Origin of the sequence: Sphaerisporangium corydalis (assembly GCF_025506355.1) — a bacterium.
GTDB lineage: Bacteria > Actinomycetota > Actinomycetes > Streptosporangiales > Streptosporangiaceae > Sphaerisporangium > Sphaerisporangium corydalis.
The window spans coordinates 1-2,836 of sequence record NZ_JANZYP010000067.1 but is presented as its reverse complement, the minus strand read 5'-3'; the positions used below and the strand labels follow the sequence as shown (position 1 = coordinate 2,836).

Sequence of the window (2,836 nt, the reverse complement as noted above, 5' to 3'; positions counted from 1 at the left end):
TCGTTTTCCGACGCCCTGTCCTATATGTTGCGCAAAGAGGGGTTCGAGGTCGCGATCGCGACCACCGGCCCGGAGGCGCTCGACACCTTCGACCGGAGCGGCGCCGACCTGGTGCTCCTCGACCTCATGCTGCCCGGCCTGCCGGGCACGGAGGTGTGCCGCTCGCTACGGCAGCGTTCCAAGGTCCCCGTGATCATGCTGACCGCCAAGGACAGCGAGATCGACAAGGTCGTCGGCCTGGAACTGGGCGCCGACGACTACGTCACCAAGCCGTTCTCCTCGCGCGAGCTGGTCGCCCGCATCCGGGCGGTGCTCCGCAGGCAGGGCGACGCCGAGGAGATCGAGCAGGCGGTCCTGGCCGCCGGGCCCGTACGCATGGACGTCGACCGGCACATCGTCGCGGTGCGCGGACTGCAGGTGCAGCTGCCCCTGAAGGAGTTCGAGCTCCTTGAAGTGCTGCTCCGCAACGCGGGGCGGGTGCTCACCCGTGGCCAGCTCATCGACCGGGTCTGGGGCGCCGACTACGTGGGCGACACCAAGACCCTCGACGTGCACGTCAAGCGGCTGAGGGCGAAGGTGGAGGCCGATCCCTCCAACCCTCGCTGCATCCTCACCGTCCGCGGCCTCGGCTACAAGTTCGACCCGGCCGAGGCGTGATCAGTGCGCTTGCGCTGACATTCTGATCATCGATGTCGTGATCGCCGCTCCCGGCCGGGGCCGCTGAGGGCTCAGCCGCTCGCCGTGGGGGTGGCGGCCGGGTCGGTCGTGCCCTGGGACGCAGTCGGGGACGGCGTGGCGGCGGCGGGCGGCGCGCTCGGGGCGGGCGACAGGGTCGTGAACTCGCGGCTGCGGGTGACCACCGGGATCGCCATGTCGATGTCACCCGCGTTGGCGAACTTCAGCGTCACCGCGAGGTTCTCGCCGCCGTACAGGGGCTTCTTGGAGCCCTCCAGGACCACCGTGGAGGCGGGCCTGCCGGTGTTGACCAGCTGGCCGGGGGGCAGCGTGATGGAGCCCTGCGCCTTGACCGAGGCGAAGCTCTGATCGGCCACAGCCACCCCTTGGAGGGTGTCGGCGGAGGTGCCGTAGTTCACCATGGTCAGGTAGAGCGGAACAGAGCCGCCCTGGGCGATCTGCGCGCCCGCGTCCGGGCCGAGGAGGAACGCCTGGGCGATCTTGATGCCGTTCCTCCCGTAGGTCTTGCCGGCCCCGGCGGTGCCGTCGATGAGCACGTTGGCCTCGGTCGGGGCGTACGCGTTGCTGGTGTTCGCGTCGCTACCCGCGCCGCACGCGGCCAGCGTCGGGACGGCGGCGAGCAGCGCGGCGGCGGCGATCACCCTGCGACGGCTGGTGCTGGTCACGGTTGGGGGTCTCCTTGATACACATGGGCATGGCAAGAGGCAACCTTATCCATGCTCTGGGTCCCCCTCGGAGCGGGGCCGGAACCTACGCGGAGGGGGTCAGCACCGCAGGTCATCGGGCATGTCAGGACTTGAGATTCACATAGCCGCCCAGTTGTCAAGTCCCAAATCGAGGCTTTGACCTGCAGTTATGTTGATTTCACTGTTCCGGGAGGGGACTGGCGCGTGGTATCCTGGAGTACAGCGGAAGGGGTACTTGTCACATGACTTTCCAGGTCGGCGACACTGTCGTCTACCCCCACCACGGGGCTGCTCGGATCGAAGCCATCACGACCCGCACTATAAAGGGCTTGGACAGAACCTATCTGGTGCTGAAGGTCGACAAGGGCGACCTTACCGTTCAGGTGCCGGCGGAGAACGCCGAGCTCGTCGGCGTGCGTGACGTTGTAGGCCAGGAAGGCCTAGAGCGAGTCTTCGACGTTCTGCGCATGCCACACACCGAAGAGCCCACCAACTGGTCCCGCCGCTACAAGGCCAACCTAGAGAAGCTGGCGTCCGGTGACGTCAACAAGGTGGCCGAAGTGGTGCGCGACCTGTGGAGGCGCGACAAGGAGCGAGGCTTGTCCGCGGGCGAGAAGCGCATGCTCGCGAAGGCCAGGCAGATACTGGTCAGTGAGCTCGCGCTTGCGGAGAAGACCAACGAGGACAAGGCCGAGGCACTTCTCGACGAGGTTCTCAACTCCTGAACACGAAACATCCAAGGGTGGGCGTCGGAGTCGACGTCCACCCTTTCGCATCCGGCCGTGAGCTCCACCTCGCCGGCCTCCACTGGCCGGGCGAGACGGGCCTCGCGGGTCACTCCGACGGCGACGCCGCCGCCCACGCGTGCTGCGACGCGCTGCTGTCCGCCGCCGGGCTGGGCGACCTCGGAGGGTTGTTCGGCACCGCCGACCCGCGGTGGTCCGGCGCGTCCGGCGTCACCCTCCTCGCGGAGGCCGCGCGCCACGTCCGCGCCGCCGGCTTCGAGATCGGCAACATCGCCGTCCAGATCATCGGCAACCGCCCGAAGCTGGCCTCGCGCCGCGCCGAGGCCGAGAAGGCCCTCAGCGCCGCCGTAGACGCCCCAGTGAGCATCTCCGCCACCACCACCGACGGCCTGGGACTCACCGGCCGAGGCGAAGGCCTAGCCGCCCTAGCCACCGCCCTCCTCTTCTAACCCTCCCTCCCGACCTCACACCCCCTGACCCCCCGATCTCACGACCCCCCCGACCCTGACCACGACCATCTCCCCACAGACGCTGCCAACCATTGGGCGCCGACGCGGCGGGACGAGGTGTGGCGAACTCGGCGCCTCATACGGCGCCGAGCCCAGCGGAAATGGTCCTCGCCTTGGGCTCGGGCGTTTTTCCATGGCCTACCGGCCCTGCCGACCTTCCCCGACCCCACCGGCTACCCCCCCGCCCCCGATCCCGCCC

4 protein-coding genes are annotated in these 2,836 nt (G+C 68.8%); 3 read left to right on the top strand and 1 reads right to left on the bottom strand.

From position 1 onward, the window contains the following. A partial coding sequence (locus NYZ98_RS33455) for a response regulator transcription factor (protein WP_262847758.1) occupies positions 1–657 on the top strand: 657 nt, incomplete at its 5' end. A 71-nt stretch (positions 658–728) separates the two neighbouring features. Here the strand turns inward: NYZ98_RS33455 and NYZ98_RS33450 are convergent. Then, complete coding sequence (locus tag NYZ98_RS33450) at positions 729–1,361, bottom strand: copper chaperone PCu(A)C (RefSeq protein WP_262847755.1); 633 nt, start codon at positions 1,359–1,361, stop codon at positions 729–731. Between the two features lie 263 nt (positions 1,362–1,624). On the opposite strand from NYZ98_RS33450, the gene NYZ98_RS33445 reads away from it, so the two are divergent. Continuing rightward, positions 1,625–2,107: a CarD family transcriptional regulator gene (locus NYZ98_RS33445; protein ID WP_262847753.1), complete on the top strand. Its 483-nt coding sequence runs from the start codon at positions 1,625–1,627 to the stop codon at positions 2,105–2,107. A 17-nt stretch (positions 2,108–2,124) separates the two neighbouring features. Further along, a complete protein-coding gene (gene ispF, locus NYZ98_RS33440; protein WP_262847751.1) occupies positions 2,125–2,577 on the top strand; it encodes a 2-C-methyl-D-erythritol 2,4-cyclodiphosphate synthase in 453 nt (150 codons plus the stop codon). Positions 2,578–2,836: the final 259 nt, after the last annotated feature.